Annotated in this window: 16 protein-coding genes; 15 read left to right on the top strand and 1 reads right to left on the bottom strand. The window is 63.7% G+C overall.

Translation table 11 applies throughout. The features are described from left to right. The first annotated feature begins 154 nt into the window (after positions 1-154). The 15 genes from AC2FMN_RS02000 to AC2FMN_RS01930 all read left to right on the top strand — a co-directional run bounded on the left by AC2FMN_RS02000 (position 155) and on the right by AC2FMN_RS01930 (position 16376). Complete coding sequence (locus tag AC2FMN_RS02000) at positions 155-1069, top strand: 5-bromo-4-chloroindolyl phosphate hydrolysis family protein (RefSeq protein ID WP_496685832.1); 915 nt, start codon at positions 155-157, stop codon at positions 1067-1069. Positions 1070-1099: 30 nt separating this feature from the next. Beyond that, positions 1100-2290: a toxic anion resistance protein gene (locus AC2FMN_RS01995; RefSeq protein WP_496683541.1), complete on the top strand. Its 1191-nt coding sequence runs from the start codon at positions 1100-1102 to the stop codon at positions 2288-2290. Positions 2291-2301: 11 nt separating this feature from the next. Continuing rightward, positions 2302-3255 carry a DUF2927 domain-containing protein gene (locus AC2FMN_RS01990; protein ID WP_496685830.1) on the top strand — a complete coding sequence of 318 codons (954 nt, stop codon included), beginning with the start codon at positions 2302-2304 and terminating at the stop codon, positions 3253-3255. A gap of 22 nt (positions 3256-3277) precedes the next feature. Then, positions 3278-4426 carry an SPFH domain-containing protein gene (locus AC2FMN_RS01985; RefSeq protein ID WP_496685827.1) on the top strand — a complete coding sequence of 383 codons (1149 nt, stop codon included), beginning with the start codon at positions 3278-3280 and terminating at the stop codon, positions 4424-4426. 9 nt (positions 4427-4435) lie between these two features. Further along, entirely contained in the window at positions 4436-4753 is a 318-nt protein-coding gene (locus tag AC2FMN_RS01980) for a CPCC family cysteine-rich protein (protein WP_496685825.1), read from the top strand. A 6-nt stretch (positions 4754-4759) separates the two neighbouring features. Continuing rightward, on the top strand, positions 4760-5875 hold the full coding sequence (locus AC2FMN_RS01975; protein ID WP_496685822.1) for a TFIIB-type zinc ribbon-containing protein: 1116 nt from the start codon (positions 4760-4762) through the stop codon (positions 5873-5875). Between the two features lie 99 nt (positions 5876-5974). Beyond that, a complete protein-coding gene (locus AC2FMN_RS01970) occupies positions 5975-6655 on the top strand; it encodes a nitroreductase (RefSeq protein WP_496685819.1) in 681 nt (226 codons plus the stop codon). Between the two features lie 24 nt (positions 6656-6679). Then, on the top strand, positions 6680-7117 hold the full coding sequence (dtd, locus tag AC2FMN_RS01965) for a D-aminoacyl-tRNA deacylase (RefSeq protein WP_496685816.1): 438 nt from the start codon (positions 6680-6682) through the stop codon (positions 7115-7117). Beyond that, a complete protein-coding gene (locus tag AC2FMN_RS01960) occupies positions 7117-8220 on the top strand; it encodes a glycerate kinase type-2 family protein (protein ID WP_496685813.1) in 1104 nt (367 codons plus the stop codon). The genes dtd and AC2FMN_RS01960 overlap by 1 nt, the downstream gene beginning before the upstream one ends. 51 nt (positions 8221-8271) lie before the next feature. Further along, a complete protein-coding gene (locus AC2FMN_RS01955) occupies positions 8272-10266 on the top strand; it encodes a CocE/NonD family hydrolase (protein WP_496685810.1) in 1995 nt (664 codons plus the stop codon). Positions 10267-10392: 126 nt separating this feature from the next. Continuing rightward, entirely contained in the window at positions 10393-11979 is a 1587-nt protein-coding gene (locus AC2FMN_RS01950; RefSeq protein ID WP_496685807.1) for an ABC transporter substrate-binding protein, read from the top strand. Positions 11980-11994: 15 nt separating this feature from the next. Then, positions 11995-12951, top strand: a complete 957-nt coding sequence (locus AC2FMN_RS01945; RefSeq protein WP_496683567.1) for an ABC transporter permease — start codon at positions 11995-11997, stop codon at positions 12949-12951. Further along, a complete protein-coding gene (locus AC2FMN_RS01940; RefSeq protein ID WP_170340710.1) occupies positions 12948-13763 on the top strand; it encodes an ABC transporter permease in 816 nt (271 codons plus the stop codon). Before AC2FMN_RS01945 ends, AC2FMN_RS01940 begins: the two co-directional genes overlap by 4 nt. Continuing rightward, complete coding sequence (locus AC2FMN_RS01935) at positions 13760-15397, top strand: ABC transporter ATP-binding protein (RefSeq protein ID WP_496685804.1); 1638 nt, start codon at positions 13760-13762, stop codon at positions 15395-15397. Before AC2FMN_RS01940 ends, AC2FMN_RS01935 begins: the two co-directional genes overlap by 4 nt. A 142-nt stretch (positions 15398-15539) precedes the next feature. Continuing rightward, the gene (locus AC2FMN_RS01930) at positions 15540-16376 is read left to right on the top strand and encodes an alkaline phosphatase family protein (protein WP_496685802.1); all 837 of its coding nucleotides are present in this window, start codon (positions 15540-15542) and stop codon (positions 16374-16376) included. Positions 16377-16382: 6 nt separating this feature from the next. Here AC2FMN_RS01930 and AC2FMN_RS01925 read toward each other — a convergent pair whose 3' ends face one another. Next, complete coding sequence (locus AC2FMN_RS01925) at positions 16383-17306, bottom strand: alpha/beta hydrolase (RefSeq protein WP_496685800.1); 924 nt, start codon at positions 17304-17306, stop codon at positions 16383-16385. Between the last annotated feature and the right edge of the window lies 1 nt (position 17307).

Below are 17307 nucleotides of genomic sequence, written 5' to 3'. Positions count from 1 at the left end.
TAGCGCCAAGCCCCTTGATACCCTAGGTTTTCAAGGGGACAACCGCAGTTGGAGGACGTCATGTCCGGGACCGGAGTGCAAAAAATGGCCTACGCGGCCCTGCTGGTGCTGTTGTTCGGCGTCTGTACCGGTTGGCTCGGGGGGCTCTGAAGCCATGGCCAAGCGATACGGCGGAAAGTTCAGCCCCGACGGCCAGTCCGACACCGACGCGCCCGCCCAGCGCGGGCAATACGATGGCGCCCGGGTGAACCCGGTCGGCGCACGCGCCAATGTCCTGTTCGTTCCGGCGATCCCTCTGGTCTTTTTGTCGCTCAACGACGGCGCGATCGGGATGACCCTGGGATTGCTCGCCGCCGGCATTCTGACCGCTGCAGCCTTTCTGCTGCGTGAAGGGCTGAAAGCCGAAGATGCCTACAACGCGCGCCGCACCGCGCGCCGCCCAGCCTTTCCCCGCAAGATCTTCTCGTCCGTTTTGACCGGGCTTGGGGTGGGTCTGGCCGCCTATCGCAACGACTATCTGGATGCCGAGGCCGCCAGCCAGGTCAGCCTCCTAGCGCCGATCTTGTTCGGCGGCGTGGCCACGGCCCTGCATTCCGTCGCCTTCGGCCTCGACCCGATGAAAAACAAGGGCATGGAGGGCGTGGACACCTATCAGCAAGACCGGGTTGCCCGCGTGGTCGAAGATGCCGAAGCGCATCTGAACCAGATGTCGGATGCCATCAAACGGGCCGGCGACCGCAGGATCGAAGCCCGGGTCGAGCGGTTTCAAACCACCGCTCGCGATCTGTTCCGTACGGTCGAGGAGGATCCTCGCGATCTGGCCGGTGCCCGCAAATACCTGACCGTCTATCTGCAGGGAGCCCGGGATGCGACGATCAAGTTTGCCGATGTATATGCGCGCACCCGCGACCCACAGGCTCTGTCCGATTACTCGGCGCTGCTGGACGACCTCGAGCAGAATTTCTCGGCCCGCACCCGAAAGATGCTATTGGATGACCGCAGTGATCTGACGGTCGAAATCGACGTGCTGCGCGAAAGGCTGCAGCGCGAAGGCGTCCGGCTGGACTGACCGGCCAAACCAAGAACAGGGAAGCTTCTCATGTCTGACGAAATCAAGAAAAAGGCGGCCGAGGCCGAAACGCTGGTTCAGGAAGTTGTGGCCGTCGCGTTGCCCGAGCCGAGTTCCGAGATCGTGCCTTTGGAAGAAGCCGACGAACCGGTCGGCGCCGAGATCCGCAAGCGCATGGCCGAGATCGACATGGGCGACACCAACTCGATCGTGTCCTTCGGGTCGGCTGCGCAGGCCGAGCTGCAGGAAATCAGCCAGGCCATGCTGGCTGACGTTCGCAACAAGGATGTCGGACCCGCCGGCGACAGCCTGCGCGACATCGTCACCACGATCCGTGGCTTTTCCGTGTCTGAACTGGACGTGCGCCGCGAGCGCAGTTGGTGGGAGAAACTGCTGGGCCGCGCCGCGCCTTTCGCGAAGTTCACCGCGCGCTACGAAGAGGTGCAGGATCAGATCGACCGGATCACCGACAACCTTCTGTCGCACGAACACACGCTGCTGAAGGACATCAAGTCGCTGGACCTGCTGTATGAAAAGACGCTGGATTTCTATGATGAACTGGCGCTGTACATCGCGGCCGGCGAAGAAAAGCTGACCGAACTGGACAGCCACGACATCCCCGAGAAAGAGGCCGAGGTGCAGGCAGCCCCGGAAGATCAGCAGGTGATGAAGGCGCAGGAACTGCGCGACCTGCGGGCCGCCCGCGACGATCTGGAACGCCGTGTGCATGACCTGAAGCTGACGCGGCAGGTGACGATGCAATCGCTGCCCTCGATCAGGCTGGTTCAGGAAAACGACAAGTCACTGGTGACCAAGATCAACTCGACCTTGGTGAACACCGTGCCGCTGTGGGAAACCCAGCTGGCGCAGGCGGTCACCATCCAGCGCAGCGCCGAGGCCGCAGCCGCCGTGCGCGACGCCAATGATCTGACGAACGAGTTGCTGACCTCGAACGCCGCAAACCTGCGCCAGTCGAACAAGATGATCCGCGAGGAAATGGAGCGCGGCGTGTTCGACATCGAAGCCGTCAAAAAGGCCAACGAGGATCTGATTGGCACGATCAATGAAAGCCTCGCCATCGCAGATGAGGGCAAAGCCCGCCGCGCCGCCGCCGAGCAAGAGCTGAAGAAAATGGAGGCGGAACTGCGCGACACGCTGGCCTCGGCCAAGGCCCGCAAAGACGGGTTGGGCGACACCGCCGGAACGGCCGTGCCGAAATAAGGGCTGCGCGCATGCGGATGAGGCATCTTCTTGGGCGCATCTGCGGCTTGGGCGCATTGCTGATCGTCGCCGGCTGCGACGATCAGCTCAAGACGTCGCTGGCGCCGCAGGCTCGACCCGAGGCTGCTCCATCCGCTGATGTCTACGTTGAACCTTCGGCCGCCAGCCGGGACCTGGCCCGCTACTACGAGCGGGTCGAGCGCGACCTGCTGACGCGCGGCCTGCTGCGCACCGACGGGGGCGGGCCGGATACCCCGTATGACGCCGACGATCTGGCGCGGAATTTCGAAACCATCGCGTTTTTCAATGAGTATCCCGGCACCACTGTTTCGGCGGGCGGGCAACGCGTCGGTGGGCGCCTGAGCCGCTGGGCCAGCCCGGTCCGCGTTGCGGTCGAGTTCGGTCCCTCGGTTCCGCCACAGCGCCGCGCGGCGGACAGTGCCGATGTACAGGCCTTCTCGGCCCGGTTGGCGGCCCTGACCGGCCATCCCGTGTCCTCGGTCAGCCGCAACGGCAATTTCCACGTCTTCATCGCCGGTCAGGATGACACCGAATATGTGCAGGCCCGGCTGCGTCAGCTGATCCCCGGCATCGCGCAAGAGCAACTGGATCTGTTCGCGGATCTGCCACGCTCGTTCTATTGTTTTGTCTTCGCCTCGGCCACGCGCGGGGCGCCGAACACCTATACGCGCGCCGTCGCCCTGGTGCGCGCCGAGCAACCCGACCTCATGCGTCTGAGCTGCATCCACGAGGAAATCGCCCAGGGGCTGGGGCTGCCCAATGACAGCCCCCGGGCGCGGCCTTCGATCTTCAATGATGACGACGAATTCGCCCTGCTGACCAGCCATGACGAAAAGCTGCTGACGATGTTGTATGATCCGCGCCTGAAACCCGGCATGACCGCGCAAGAGGCCGCGCCGGTGGTGCGGATCATCGCCCGTGAATTGATGGGGCAGTCGCTTTGACCCCGATGACAGGAGAACCCAGATGGGAATTTTCGATTTTCTGACCGGAGAATTCATTGATGTCATTCATTGGGTGGACGACACCCGCGACACGATGGTCTGGCGGTTCGAGCGCGAGGGACACGAGATCAAGTATGGCGCCAAGCTGACCGTGCGCGAAGGCCAGGCGGCCGTATTCGTTCACGAGGGCCAGCTGGCCGACGTGTTCACGCCCGGCCTCTACATGCTTGAAACCAACAACATGCCGATCATGACGACGCTGCAGCACTGGGATCACGGGTTCCAGTCGCCGTTCAAGTCCGAGATCTATTTCGTGAACACGACCCGGTTCAACGACCTGAAATGGGGCACCAAGAACCCGATCATGCTGCGCGACCCCGAATTTGGCCCGACCCGGATCCGCGCCTATGGCACATACACGATCCGGGTCAAGGACCCGGCTCGTTTCCTGGTCGAGATCGTGGGCACCGATGGCGAGTTCACCATGGACGAGATCAGCTTTCAGATCCGCAACATCATCGTGCAGGAATTCAGCCGGGTGATCGCGGGGGCAGGCATCCCGGTTCTGGACATGGCCGCCAACACCGCCGATCTGGGCAAGCTGATCGCGGCCGAGGTCTCGCCGGTGCTGGACGGTTATGGGCTTGAGATGCCGGAATTCTACATCGAGAACATCTCGTTGCCGCCGGCGGTCGAGGCGGCGCTGGACAAGCGCACCTCGATGGGGCTGGCGGGGGATCTGGGCAAGTTCACCCAGTATTCGGCGGCCGAGGCGATGACGGCGGCCGCCAGCAACCCAAGCGGTGGCGGCGGTATGGGTGCTGGCCTTGGTATGGGAATGGGCATGGCGATGGCAAACCAGATGTCGAACATGGCAGCGGGTCGGCCGTCAGGCCCGTGGGGCGCGCCCGCGCCCGCTGCCCCGCAACCGGCCGCGCATGTGGCCCCGCCGCCTCCGCCTCCGGTCGAGCATGTGTGGCATATCGCGGTAGACGGTCAGACCAGCGGGCCGTTCTCGAAGGCCAAGATGGGCCGCATGGCCAGCGCGGGCAAGATTTCGCGGGACACCTTCGTGTGGACACCAGGTCAGGACGGATGGAAGAAAGCGGGCGAGGTACAGGAACTCGCGCAGCTTTTCACGATTCTGCCGCCTCCACCGCCCGAGGCATGAGGCATCGGCATGACCGCATCGCGGAAACGCTCGAAGACAGGCGGGCGCAAAGCGCCGCAGCCGCCGCAATTCATCTGCCCGTGCTGCGGTTATGTCACCCTGGCCGAGCGCGGGGCCTATCTGATCTGCGCGGTCTGCTTTTGGGAGGACGAGGACATTCTGTACGACAAGAACCCCCGCGAACCCTCTGCCGCCAACCACGGCCTGACGCTGGCCGAGGCGCGCGAGAATTTCAGGGCGATCGGGGCCTGCGAGGCCGCTATGCTGCCGCATGTCCTGCCCGAGGTGCAGCGCGCAGCCTATATTCACTTTCCCGTCGACAACTGACCACCTATGACACAGCCCCCTGCCCCACCACCCGGCTCTGCGGAACACCGTTTTCCATGTGACAATTGTGGCGCGGACTATCGCTTCGATCCGCAATCCGGCACGCTGACCTGTGACCATTGCGGCCATTCCGAACCGATCGGTGCTGGCCCTTGGGGAGGCGCCAGCCTGCGCGAGCTGGACTTCGACGCGGCCATCGCCGACCGCCTGCCCGACAGCGAGATCGAAGAGACGAGGGTTCTGACCTGCCCCAACTGCGCGGCGCAGGTCGAGTTCGACCCCAACACCCACGCCGCGGAATGCCCGTTCTGCGCCACCCCGGTCGTGACCGATACCGGCGTGAACCGGCACATCAAACCGCGCGGCGTACTGCCCTTTGCGCTTGACGAACGCGCCGCGCACAAGGCCATGAGCGACTGGCTGGGGCGACTGTGGTTCGCGCCGAACGGGCTCAAGGACTACGCCCGCAAAGGCCGCAGTATGCAGGGTATCTATGTGCCCTACTGGACGTTCGACGCCGATACGAAATCGGCCTATCGCGGCGAACGGGGCGTGGTCTATTACGAAACCCGGACCGTGATGCGTGACGGCAAGCGGGTGCAACAGCAGGTACCCAAGGTGCGCTGGACACCGAAATCCGGCCGGGTGGCCCGGTTCTTCGATGACGTGCTGGTGCTGGCCTCGCAATCCTTGCCCAAATCATACACCGACGCGCTGCAACCTTGGGACCTGCCCGCGCTGGAACCCTATCAGCCCGAGTACCTGGCCGGGTTCCGGGCCGAGGCCTATACGGTCGATTTGCAGCAAGGCTATCAGGAGGCCCGCGGCCACATGGCCCGCGTGATCGAGCGCGACGTCCGCTTTGACATCGGCGGCGACCGGCAGCGCATCCACGCGATCGAAACCGACATCCGCGACGTGACCTTCAAGCACATCCTGCTGCCCGTCTGGATGGCCGCCTACAAGTATCGCGGCCAGACCTATCGCTTTGTCGTCAACGGTCGCACCGGTCAGGTGCAGGGTGAACGGCCCTGGTCGGCGATCAAGATCACGATTGCGGTCGTCCTGGGCCTGCTGGCGGCAGCCGGCATCGGGTATCTGGTGGCGACCGGACAGCAATGACCGCTGGGTTCCGCCGCCGAAAACTCTGCCGCGGAACCCCTTGAACATCCCCGGCTTCTCACCCATCCTGCCGCCGGCTGCCCCGGAGGAGAGGACGACGTGACCCTGGCCGATCTGAACACGCTTCTGACCGCGCGCCATTCCTGCCGCGCCTTCCGGCCCGATCCGGTGCCGCGGGGTGACATCGAACGGATCCTGACCAGCGCGGCCCGGGTGCCCAGCTGGTGCAACGCGCAGCCCTGGCAGGTGGTCGTGACCAGCGGCGCGGAAACGGATGCGTTCCGCAGCGCTTTGCGGGCCGAGGCCGAGACAGGCCAGGCGGAGCCCGACCTGCCCTTTCCGACCGGCTATTCCGGCGTCTATCAGGACCGGCGCCGGGCCTGCGGATGGGCCCTGTACCAAGCAGTAGGCGTAGAGAAGGGCGACCGCGCCGGATCGGCCCGGCAGATGATGGAAAACTTCAACCTGTTCGGCGCCCCGCATTGCGCCGTCCTGTCCAGCCCGGCGGAACTCGGCCCCTATGGCGCGATGGATTGCGGCGGGTTTGTCACGGCTTTCACACTGGCGGCACAGGCCTTGGGCATCGCCACGATCCCTCAGGCGGCGGTGGCCGCCTATGGGCCGTTCTTGCACCGCTATTTCAAGATCCCCGATAACCGGCTGATCCTGTGCGCGATTTCCTTCGGCTATCCGGATACCGACCATCCGGCCAACCAATTTCGGACCGAGCGCGCCACGCTGGACGAGTTCGTCACCTGGCGTGGGGCTTCGGCCGAGTGAGCGGAGTTTGAGAAAGACACCGATATGCGCGCATTGATACAAAGGGTGTCCGAGGCATCGGTCTCGGTCGAGGGGCAACTCATTGGCCAGTGCGGGCCGGGGCTGTTGGTGCTGGTCTGCGCCATGCAGGGTGACGACGACTCCCGCGCCGAGCAACTGGCGGCAAAGATTGCCAAGCTGCGGATCTTCAAGGATGACGCGGGCAAGATGAACCGGTCCGTGCTGGACATCGGCGGCTCGGTCCTTGTGGTAAGCCAGTTCACGTTGGCTGCCGACACCTCGCGCGGGAACCGCCCCGGATTTGCGGCGGCCGCCGATCCCGCAACCGGCGAACGCCTGTACGAACACTTTGCCCACGCGCTGGCCGCGCTTGGCGTTCCGACCGAAACCGGGTCTTTCGGAGCGGATATGGCGGTGTCCCTGATCAATGACGGCCCGGTTACGATCTGGATGGACATGTGATGACGATGCAGGATCAGGCGATCGCGATCTGGAAGGCTGGCGTTGCCGCCGTTGACGGCTACGGCGCGGTCAAGGCGGCGCTGCCCGATGTTCCGCGCCCCGATCAGATTCTGGCGGTAGGCAAGGCCGCGGCGGCGATGATGAATGCAGCGCAGGATCATTTCGGCAAGACACCGGGCCTTGTGGTCACGAAAGACGGCCATGCCGAAGGGCTGCCGTCACATCTGCAGATCATCGAAGCCTCTCACCCCGTGCCCGATGCCCGCAGCCTGAAGGGCGGCCAGGCTCTGCGCGCGGCGGTTCAGGCCATGGGTCCCGGCAAGCATCTGTTGCTGCTGGTCTCGGGCGGTGCGTCCTCGCTGGCCGAGGATCTGGTGCCGGGGGCCACCCTCGAAGATCTGGCGCGGCTGAACGCGCAGCTGCTGTCCGAGGGCCTGGACATCACCGCCATGAACGCCCGCCGGCGCGAGATGTCGCGGATCAAGGGCGGGGGCCTGCTGGCCGGTTTCGGCGGAGCGCGCGCGACGGTCCTGGCCATTTCGGACGTACCGGGGGACGACATCGGCGTCATCGGATCGGGCATCGGCGCCGCACCCGAAGCCCCTCAATTCGAATCCAGAGTCGAGATCATTGCCTCGAACGCACATGCACGCCGCGCCGCAGCCTACGCGGCACGTGCCGCCGGTCTAGACGTTCTGGCCGAGGAAGAGTCCCTGCACGACGACTATCTGTCCGTCGCCGCTGATATCGGCGCGCGGCTTCGCCAGATGCCGCCGGGCGCGATGATCTTTGGCGGAGAGCCAACGGTTGTCCTGCCCGAAAACCCGGGACGAGGCGGGCGGAACCAGGCGCTGGCCCTGGCGCTGGCGCGCGAGATTCAGGGATGCGAGGGGCTGTATGTCGTGGTCGGTGGAACCGACGGAACCGACGGGCCGACCGATGCGGCCGGCGGTGTCGTGACCGGCGCGACATGGGCCAATGGGGCGGACAAGGCCTTGCGCGATGCCGATGCGGGCTCGTTCCTTGACCGGGTCGGCGCTTTGCTGGTGACCGGCCCCACGGGAACCAATGTCATGGATCTGGTTGTCGCAACAAAGGAATGAATTGACGCTTTTCCTCTCACACCATCCGCCGATGCGCCCGAGACTGGACGCATGATACAGGCGAAAAACTCACTAGCCGAGATCGAAGAGGTTCCGGACCAAGGCATCATTCTGTCGGACGGCTGCCGCCTGTCGGCTCGGATCTGGCGACCTGTCGATGCGGCGCAGCACCCGGTGCCCGCCATCCTGGAATACCTGCCTTATCGCAAGCGCGACGGCACGACGGCGCGCGATGCCCTGACCCATCCTTGGTTTGCCAAACGGGGATACGCCTGCATCCGCGTCGACATGCGCGGCAATGGTGACAGCCAGGGACTGATGGAGGATGAATACACCCAGCAGGAACTGGATGACGCCGTCGAAGTGATCGAGTGGCTGGCCCAACAGCCCTGGTGCAGCGGCGCGGTCGGGATGATGGGGATCAGCTGGGGCGGCTTCAACGCGCTGCAGGTGGCGGCGCTGCAGCCCGCCCCGTTGAAGGCCATCATCACCTTATGTTCGACCGCCGACCGCTATGCCGATGACATCCACTACAAGGGCGGCTGCCTGCTGAACGAGAATCTGGGCTGGGGGGCCACCATGTGGTCGTATTCGTCCCGCCCGCCCGACCCAGCGCTGCGTGACGACTGGCGCGAGATGTGGCTGCAGCGGTTGAAGGCCGAACCGTTCCTGCCCGCGGTCTGGCTGCGGCACCAGACCCGTGATGCCTATTGGCGGCATGGGTCTGTCTGCGAAGACCCCGGCGCGATCCGGGCCGCGACTCTGGCGGTGGGCGGCTGGGGAGATGCCTACAAGAACACGGTGCCCTGGCTGGTCGAGAACCTGACCGCGCCCGTCAAAGGCATCGTCGGCCCCTGGGTGCATAAGTATCCGCATTTTGCCGTGCCCGAACCACGCATCGGCTTCCTGCAAGAGGCGCTGCGCTGGTGGGACCGCTGGTTGAAGGGCGAAGAGACCGGCGTCGAACAGGACCCGGCCTATCGCGCCTATCTGATGGATGGCGTGCGCCCGGCGCGCTGGTATGCCGAGCGCCCCGGCCATTGGATCACCGAGGATGACGGCGCTACGTCCCACCTGCCGACTGTCACCCTGCCCCTTTCCGATGCAGGGCTGGGTGTGAACGGGCCGCTGAATGCCCGCGTCCGCTCGCCCCATCACTGCGGGATGGATGGCGGCGAGTATTGCGCCATCTGGCTGGGTCCCGACATGCCCGGTGACCAGCGGGCAGATGACGCGCTGTCCGCCTGTTTCGACACCGCGCCACTGGCCGAAGACATGAATCTGGTCGGCGCGCCGCGCATCCGGTTGACGCTTGCCGCCGACCGGCCCCAGGCACAGATCGCCGTGCGCCTGAACCATGTGCACCCGGATGGCGCCTCGACCCGGATCACCTATGGCGTGCTGAACCTGGCCCACCGGGACAGCCATGCCGACCCGCGCCCGCTGAAACCCGGAGAGCCTTGCGACATCGCGCTGGATCTCGACCACATCGCCTATCGTGTGCCCAAGGGGCACCGCTTGCGCATCGCGATCTCGAGTGCGTACTGGCCGTTGATCTGGCCCACGCCCGAAACCGCCGAACTGCACCTGACCGGCGGTAACCTGACCTTGCCCCTTCGCCCCCGGGCCAATGGCGATGAATGCGTCTTTCCGCCGCCCGACGCTGAGACCGCATGGCAGGTCCGCCACCTGCGTCCTTCCAACCACGCCCGCCGCGTCGAAACGGACATGACCACCGGCCTGATCCACCTGGTCATCGAGGACGATTTCGGACTGGTCCAGGATGCCGACCACGGTCTGATCAGCGGCGGCACCGCGCACGAGAAATGGACCATCCACCCCGACGATCCCCTCTCTGCGCGCGGCGATTGCGCCTGGGTGCAGGAGCTGGAACGCGACGCGCTGCGCCTACGCACCGAGGCGCGCTGCGAGATGTGGGCGGACCTGACCCATTTTCACCTGCGGGCGACGCTCGACGCGTTCGAGAATGATACGCCCATCTTTTCAAAATCACTGGAGGACTGCATCCCGCGCTATCAGATGTGATGGACCGGCCCCCGCGGCACCCGAGATTTGACCTTGCCCGGTGGCGTGAAATGCGCGAACGTTGACTCATGCGTCAATAAAAAGCCCCCAACGGGCGAAAAACTCAAGCAACTGGGAGTAACTTGAATGAACGAACAACTCACTCACATGGCCAGCCAGGTGACCGCCGGGAAACTGACCCGCCGCGAATTCATGGGCAAGGCAGCCGCACTGGGCGTTTCGGCGGCCATGGCCAGCACCATCTTTGCGGATGCCGCCCGCGCCGCCGGCCCCAAGAAGGGCGGCGACCTCAAGCTGGGCCTGCAGGGCGGTGAATCCACAAACTCACTGGATCCGGCCACCTATGCCAGTTCGGTTCCGTTCCAGAACGGCAAGCAGTTCGGTGACCAACTGGTCGAAGTCGCCCCTGACGGCACGATCGAGCCGCGCCTTGCCGAAAGCGTTGAAGGCAGCGCCGATGCAAAGGTTTGGACGTTCAAACTGCGTCAGGGGGTCGAGTTCCACAACGGCAAGACCATGACCAGCGAAGACGTGCTGAAAACGATGCAGCGCCACTCGAACGAAGATTCGAAGTCGGGCGCATTGGGCATCATGAAGGGCATCGAGTCGATGAAGGCCGATGGCGAGTATTTTCAGGTCACCCTGAACGAGCCGAACGCCGATCTTCCTTACTTGATGGCCGACTACCACCTGATCATCCAGCCGGACGGCGGAATGGACAACCCGGGCGCAGGTATCGGCACCGGTCCGTACAAGCTGGAAGCGGACGAACCCGGTGTGCGCCACCTGTTCACCAAATTCGAGAACCACTGGAACCCGGATTTCGGCAACTTTGACAGCGTCGAAGTGGTGGTCATCAACGATGCCACGGCCCGGACGGCTGCGCTGCAGTCAGGTCAGGTCCACGCGATCAACCGGGTTGAGCCCAAGGTTGCAGACCTGCTGGGTCGTGCACCCAACCTGACCGTGCATTCCACGGCAGGTCGCGGCCACTACGTGTTTATCATGCATTGTGACACGGCGCCGTTCGACAGCAACGAACTGCGGACTGCTCTGAAATACGCGATCAACCGCGAAGAGCTGGTCGAGAAGGTACTGCGCGGCTATGGCTCGGTCGGGAACGACATGCCGATCAACGCAGCATACCCGCTGTTCGATGAGACGATCCCGCAGCGTGAGTTCAGCGTCGAAAAAGCAGCCGAACACTACAAGAAGTCCGGCCATGACGGGTCGCCCATCATTTTGCGTGTGGCCGACGGAGCCTTCCCTGGCGCCGTGGATGCCGCAGCCCTGTTCCAGCAGACCGCCCAGCAGGCCGGGATCCCGCTTGAGATCAAGCGCGAGCCGAATGATGGCTACTGGTCCGAAGTTTGGAACGTTCAGCCTTTCTGCGCGTCCTACTGGGGCGGCCGTCCAGTGCAGGACCAGATGTACGCAACTGCCTATCTGTCCACCGCCGACTGGAACGACACCCGGTTCAAGGTCAAAGAGTTCGACGACCTGCTGTTTGCCGCGCGTGCCGAGCTGGACCCGGCAAAGCGCAAGGCAATCTACAGCCAGATGGGTATGATGGTCCGTGACCAGGGCGGCCTGATCTGCCCGATGTTCAACGACTTTGTCGAAGGCATCAGCAACCAGCTGGATGGCTGGGAAACTGATCCGACCCAAGAGATGATGAACGGCAACATGTCCCGCAAGATGTGGTTCGTCTAACTCGGATCGACAGGTATGCATCCTATCATCAAACTGGTTTCCCAGCGCCTGGCGCTGGGATTCCTCTTGCTGTTTGGCGCTTCGGCCCTGATTTTCGGGTTGACCGAGGCCCTACCCGGAGACGCCGCGCAAGCCGTCCTGGGGCAGTCCGCGACCCCTGAATCCCTTGCCAACCTGCGTGAGGAGATGGGGCTGAACCGTCCCGCCTTGACCCGGTATTTCGAATGGCTTGGCGGAATTGTCCAAGGTGACATGGGCACGTCCCTGACCAACAAGCTGGACATCGCCGAGTCGGTCAGCAACCGATTGGGCAATACGTTGTTTCTTGCCTTCTGGGCGGCCATCGTCTCGGTGCCCCTTGCAATTTTCCTTGGCCTCGTCGCGGTCCGCTATCGCAACCGCTGGCCCGACAAGCTGATCTCGGCCGTCACCCTGACGACGATCTCGATCCCCGAGTTCCTGATCGGCTATGTCTTGGTTTATTTCGTGGCAGTCAAACTGGGCATGTTCTCGCCGCTGGCGATGATCAATGACAGCATGTCCTTTTGGCAGAAACTGAACTCGATCGCGCTGCCTGTCATCGTGCTGACCATGGTGGTTCTGGCACACATGATGCGCATGACCCGCGCCGCGATCCTGAACGTGATGCAGTCGGCCTATGTCGAAACGGCCGAACTGAAGGGCCTGAGCAACTTCAAGGTCATCTGGCGCCATGCCTTCCCGAACGCCATCGCCCCCATCGTGAACGTGGTGATGCTGAACCTGGCCTATCTGGTCGTGGGTGTGGTCGTCGTCGAGGTGGTGTTCGTCTATCCCGGCATGGGGCAGTACCTTGTGGACCATGTGACCAAGCGCGACGTGCCGGTGGTTCTGGCCTGCGGGGTCATCTTTGCCGCAATCTATATCGGGCTAAACATGGTTGCCGACATCGTCGCGATCCTGGCCAACCCAAGGCTGAGGCACCCGAAATGAAGAACATCCCAATCTCTGCAATGATCGGGCTGGCCTTCACCGCCCTGTATTTCATTATCGCCGTCTTTGCACCCTTCCTGGCGCCCTACGGCATGGCCGAGGTTGTGGGCGACGTATGGGAACCCTCGAGTTCGGAATTCTGGCTGGGCACCGACAATATCGGCCGCGACCTTCTCAGCCGCATGATCTATGGCGGGCGCACCACGATCTTCATCGCTACCGCCGCCACCATCCTCAGCTTCGTCACCGGTTCGATCCTGGGATTTCTGGCCGCCGTACTGGGGGGCTGGGCTGATCAGGTGATGTCGCGGACCGTGGACCTGATCATGTCGATCCCGTCGCTAATCACCGCGCTGGTGGTTCTGGCGATGGTGCCGGTCACCATCCCGGTTCTGATCGTGGTCATGGGCCTGTTGGACGCCACCCGCGTCTATCGCCTGGCCCGGGCCGTGGCTGTTGACATCGAGGTCATGGACTATGTCGAGGCCGCAAAGCTGCGCGGCGAAGGCCGCGGCTGGATCATCTTCCGCGAGATCCTGCCCAACGCGTTGTCACCGCTGGTGGCCGAACTGGGCCTGCGCTTCATCTTCATGGTGCTGTTCGTCTCGACCCTGTCGTTCCTGGGCCTGGGCGTTCAGCCCCCGCTGGCCGATTGGGGCGGCATCGTGAAAGAAAACAAGGACGGCATCGTCTATGGCATCGGCGCGGCGCTGTATCCGGCGGTGGCCATCGCCACGCTGGCCATCTCGGTCAATTTGGTGGCTGACTGGATCCTGAACCGCACCACATCGCTGAAAGGAGGCCGGGGATGAGCGATACCCTTCTCAAGGTCCGTGACCTCAAGATCGGCGCGACCGTCTATCCGCCGGGCGAAAAACCCCGCGACATCGAGATCGTGCACGGGGTCAGCTTTGACCTCGAGCGCGGCAAGGTGCTGGGCCTGATCGGGGAGTCCGGTGCCGGGAAGTCGACCATCGGGCTGGCCTCGATGGCCTATGGCCGGGGCGGCGTGAAGATCACCGGCGGCGAGGTCTGGGTGAACGGGCGCGATATTCTCAAGACGTCGCTCTCGGATATCCGCAAACTGCGCGGCGGCGAGGTGACCTATGTGTCGCAATCGGCGGCAGCGTCCTTCAACCCGGCCAAGAAGATCATGGATCAGGTGGTCGAAGCTGCGGTCGAGCAGAAGAAGTTCGGCCGCAAAGAGGCCGAAGCCCGCGCGCGTGAGCTGTTCGCCAAGCTAGGCCTTCCCGACCCGGACAATATCGGCAACCGCTATCCGCACCAGGTCTCGGGCGGGCAGTTGCAGCGTTGCATGACGGCACTGGCGCTGTGCCCCGAGCCGGATCTGGTGGTGTTCGACGAACCCACGACCGCGCTTGACGTGACAACCCAGATCGACGTTCTGATGGCGATCAAGGAAGCGATCCGAGACACGGGTGTGGCCGCGCTGTACATCACCCACGATCTGGCGGTCGTGGCGCAGGTCAGCGATGACATCATGGTGCTGCGCATGGGCGACACGGTCGAATACGGCACCACCGACCAGATCATCAACAACCCGCAGGAAGAATACACCAAGGCGTTGGTCTCGGTCCGTTCGATCGAACACGAGGAAAAACAGCCCACGCCCGAACCCGTGCTGCAGGTCGATGGCATTACGGCCCGCTACAAGGGGCTGAACTTCGACGTGCTGCACAACGTCAATGTCGAGCTTCATCCGGGGCAGACGCTGGCGGTCGTAGGGGAATCGGGGTCGGGCAAATCCACGCTGGCCCGGGTGATCACCGGCCTGCTGCCCCCGCGCGACGGCGAGATCACCTTTGCCGGGCGCAAGCTCAGCCCCGATCTGGCCGGACGCTCGCGCGAGGACCTGCGCGAGTTGCAGATGATTTACCAGATGGCCGATGTTGCGATGAACCCGCGCCAGACGGTGGGTACCATTATCGGCCGGCCGCTCGAGTTCTACTTCAACATGCGCGGCGCCGAGAAGCACAAGCGCATCATCGAACTGTTGGACGAGATCGAACTGGGCGAAGGTTTCATCGATCGCTATCCGGCGGAGCTGTCAGGAGGTCAGAAGCAGCGTGTGTGCATTGCCCGCGCGCTGGCGGCCAAGCCCAAGATGATCATCTGTGACGAGGTCACATCGGCGCTGGATCCACTGGTGGCGGACGGCATCCTCAAGCTGTTGCTGGACCTGCAGAAGATCGAGGACGTCGCCTATCTGTTCATCACCCATGACCTGGCGACGGTGCGCGCCATCAGCGACAGCATTGCCGTGATGTATCAGGGCCGCGTCGTGCGCTACGGCTCCAAGTCCCAGGTGCTGAGCCCGCCATTCGACGACTATACCGATCTGCTGCTCAGCTCGGTCCCCGAGATGCATCTGGGCTGGCTGGAAGAGGTCGTGGCCCACCGCAAGATGGAGAGCGCCGGCAACTGAACCGCCCAAAACCGGAAATCCCGGCGTTTTGTCCCAAGACAGACGTCGGGATTTTTGCCATTCCGAGCGCGAATTGACAGATCGCTCTCGTTTCAGGCGATAGACTCGACCGGAAACAAACCCCGCGAACAAGGAGATCGCGATGGACCGCAAACTGCTGCTGATCATTCTCGACGGGGTTCCCTGGCGCAATTTCCGCCGGCTTTTCGGCAATCTCGAAGGCTGGGTCGACAGCGGCGAGGCGCGGGTTTGGAAACACCGCTCTGTGCTGCCTTCGATCTCGGCCAGCTGCTATGCCTCGATCCACACCGGCGTTTCACCGCAGGAGCATGGCTGCACCGGAAACGGCAACGTGTTCCGACTGGACCACAAGGACATCTTCAGCCAAGTGCGCGAGGCCGGCGGCGTGACCGGGGCCGTCACCCACAGCTTTTGGTCGGAGTTCTTCAACCGCCACCCTTTCGACTATGTGCGCGACATCGAATATGACGAGCCGGACAGCCCGACCATCAATCACGGCCGGTTCCACTCGATGACGGGCTATGGCAAAGCCAACCAGATGACGCCGTCCGATGTCGACCTGTTTGCGACCCTGACCAACCTGTGCCTGCGGTTCGGGCTGGATTACGGCATTCTCCATACCTGTACGCTCGACAGCATGGGCCACCGGTTCTACCACGATTGTGAAGAGATGGATCACGCCTGCTTCGTCATGGACGAGATGCTGGCCCCCTTCATTCCCCGCTGGCGGCAGTTGGGATACGAGGTGATCGTGACCGCCGATCACGGCCAGGACGAGCGCGGCCACCACGGCGGGCGCAGCCCCCTACAGCAGGAAACGGCGCTGTACTACTTCGGCGATGCCGAAGGCCCCGATGCGGAAACGGTCATTGACCAGTTGCAGTTGGCGCCCACGGTTCTGACCCGCATGGGCGCTCCGGTGGCCGAGACGATGAAGGCCAAGCCATTCCTGCGCTGAGCGCCGTCAGTCGTAGTTCCACAACCCCTGCCCCAACGCCTCGACCGCGATCGAGATCCGTTCGAAGCTGTCGGCGGCGCGGGTCACCGAATGGCGGGCGCGCAGGTAGCCATGCACGAGGCCGGCTTCGTTGATCCAATCCGCCTGCCCACCGGCGGCGGTGATTTTGGCGCAGTACGCGGCACCGTCATCGCGTAGCGGGTCACAGTCGGCGGTTACCACCACCGTCGGCGGCAGCCCGGAAAAGTCGGTATCGTGCAGTGGGGCGAATTTGGGGTCATGTTCCGGGACGGCGCCGCCACACCGGACTTTTTCATAGAACAGAACCTCGTCGCGCGTCAGCATCGGCGCGTGGGCGTGTTCGATATACGATCCCTGGTTCGGGTCGCCACCCAAACCGGGATAGATCAGAACCTGCCCCAGGATGTTCCCAATCCGCCCGCGCGCATGATGGGCGACGGCTGCGGCCAGGTTTCCGCCCGCGCTGTCCCCGGCCAGAACCAGCGGGTCGCCGAATTCGGCTTGCACCCAGTTCACCGCGGTCCAGCAATCCTGGAACTGCGCCGGATGAACATGTTCAGGACACAGGCGGTAGTCGACCGCCACCACCCGATAGCCGGTCTGGGCGCACAGTTCGGCGCAGACGTCATCGTGGCTGTCCAGCCCGCCGACGACGAACCCGCCGCCATGCATGTAGACGACGGTTCGGGTTGGATCGCCGCAGAAATAGACGCGCACCCCGACCCCATCGGCCGAACTGTCCCGCGTTTCGACGCCCGGTGGACGCGGCTGCCGAAACGCGCGGCACATGTCGTCATAGACGCGGCGCTGGTCCTCGATGGACCGCTCCACCGCGTCTTCGGGATAGCTTTCGGCGGTGCGCCGGATGAACGCCCAAGTCTCCTCGTCGATCAGACGTTCATAGTCCATT

The organism is Ruegeria sp. BHSC037 (assembly GCF_059613045.1).
Note: the sequence above shows the minus strand (reverse complement) of the source record. Positions and strands in the feature narration are given on the sequence as shown.

Coding starts and splice junctions, on each gene's coding strand:
- AC2FMN_RS02000 (WP_496685832.1), top strand. CDS start 155: ATGGCCAAGCGATACGGCGGAAAGTTCAGCCCCGACGGCCAGTCCGAC.
- AC2FMN_RS01995 (WP_496683541.1), top strand. CDS start 1,100: ATGTCTGACGAAATCAAGAAAAAGGCGGCCGAGGCCGAAACGCTGGTT.
- AC2FMN_RS01990 (WP_496685830.1), top strand. CDS start 2,302: ATGCGGATGAGGCATCTTCTTGGGCGCATCTGCGGCTTGGGCGCATTG.
- AC2FMN_RS01985 (WP_496685827.1), top strand. CDS start 3,278: ATGGGAATTTTCGATTTTCTGACCGGAGAATTCATTGATGTCATTCAT.
- AC2FMN_RS01980 (WP_496685825.1), top strand. CDS start 4,436: ATGACCGCATCGCGGAAACGCTCGAAGACAGGCGGGCGCAAAGCGCCG.
- AC2FMN_RS01975 (WP_496685822.1), top strand. CDS start 4,760: ATGACACAGCCCCCTGCCCCACCACCCGGCTCTGCGGAACACCGTTTT.
- dtd (WP_496685816.1), top strand. CDS start 6,680: ATGCGCGCATTGATACAAAGGGTGTCCGAGGCATCGGTCTCGGTCGAG.
- AC2FMN_RS01960 (WP_496685813.1), top strand. CDS start 7,117: ATGACGATGCAGGATCAGGCGATCGCGATCTGGAAGGCTGGCGTTGCC.
- AC2FMN_RS01955 (WP_496685810.1), top strand. CDS start 8,272: ATGATACAGGCGAAAAACTCACTAGCCGAGATCGAAGAGGTTCCGGAC.
- AC2FMN_RS01950 (WP_496685807.1), top strand. CDS start 10,393: ATGAACGAACAACTCACTCACATGGCCAGCCAGGTGACCGCCGGGAAA.
- AC2FMN_RS01945 (WP_496683567.1), top strand. CDS start 11,995: ATGCATCCTATCATCAAACTGGTTTCCCAGCGCCTGGCGCTGGGATTC.
- AC2FMN_RS01940 (WP_170340710.1), top strand. CDS start 12,948: ATGAAGAACATCCCAATCTCTGCAATGATCGGGCTGGCCTTCACCGCC.
- AC2FMN_RS01935 (WP_496685804.1), top strand. CDS start 13,760: ATGAGCGATACCCTTCTCAAGGTCCGTGACCTCAAGATCGGCGCGACC.
- AC2FMN_RS01930 (WP_496685802.1), top strand. CDS start 15,540: ATGGACCGCAAACTGCTGCTGATCATTCTCGACGGGGTTCCCTGGCGC.
- AC2FMN_RS01925 (WP_496685800.1), bottom strand. CDS start 17,306: ATGGACTATGAACGTCTGATCGACGAGGAGACTTGGGCGTTCATCCGG.